This is a genomic window from Citrobacter sp. TBCS-14 (assembly GCF_005280805.1).
Classification (GTDB): Bacteria; Pseudomonadota; Gammaproteobacteria; order Enterobacterales; family Enterobacteriaceae; genus Citrobacter; species Citrobacter gillenii.
On the sequence record NZ_SZWM01000955.1, the window covers coordinates 266 to 513 of the forward strand.

The following is a 248-nucleotide window of genomic DNA, read 5'->3' on the forward strand; positions in this document are numbered from 1 at the left end:
CTAAACGATCGTCCGGCATTGCCACAACGCAGGCATCATGGATACGCGGATGCTGCAACAGAATATCCTCGACCTCACGGCTACTGATATTTTCTCCACCGCGCACAATAATATCTTTCTTACGCCCGGTGATTTTGATGTATCCGGCATCGTCCATTCGGCATAAATCGCCGCTGTAATACCAGCCGTCATTATCCAGTGCTCTGTTGATATCGAAAACACCGGCATTGACATTGTTGTAAGCGTCG

The 248-nt window shown here is 48.8% G+C and carries 1 pseudogene; it reads right to left on the minus strand.

Annotated features, from left to right (window positions below):
• Positions 1–248: pseudogene (locus FDX22_RS22240) on the minus strand (AMP-binding protein); the annotation flags it as partial.